The organism is Melaminivora alkalimesophila, from assembly GCF_000282995.1.
Lineage (GTDB): Bacteria > Pseudomonadota > Gammaproteobacteria > Burkholderiales > Burkholderiaceae_C > Melaminivora > Melaminivora alkalimesophila.
On the sequence record NZ_ALEE01000237.1, the window covers coordinates 1 to 336 of the forward strand.

Here is a 336-nt window from a genome sequence, read left to right on the forward strand (position 1 = left end):
CGGGCGCCGGCGACGAGGGGACACCGCTGCCCGGACCGAGGGCCGAACAGCCCGCCAATGCCACCGCCGCCAGGCCCACGGCCCAGCGCACCTTCCTTCCCGCCATTGCAGATCCTTCCGTTGCCTGCGACCGCCATCCGGCCCAGCACCGTCCATAGCGCCGATGCCGCGCCCAGGGGGTCACCAGCGGTAACGCGCCCGCCCGGGGCCCAGGTTCACTCGACCGCCGCTGCCACCGCGTCCAGACCCAGCGCCTGCACGCGCGCGGCCGCCGCGTTGGCCTCGCTGGCCGACGTGAATGGGCCGACCCGCACCCGCTGCAGGCGCCGGCCGTCG

The 336-nt window shown here is 76.5% G+C and carries 1 protein-coding gene; it reads right to left on the reverse strand.

Going from position 1 to position 336, the window contains the following annotated elements:
- Positions 1 to 215: 215 nt before the first annotated feature.
- The gene (locus A612_RS16425; RefSeq protein ID WP_241209512.1) at positions 216 to 314 is read right to left on the reverse strand and encodes an SPOR domain-containing protein; all 99 of its coding nucleotides are present in this window, start codon (positions 312 to 314) and stop codon (positions 216 to 218) included.
- Positions 315 to 336: the final 22 nt, after the last annotated feature.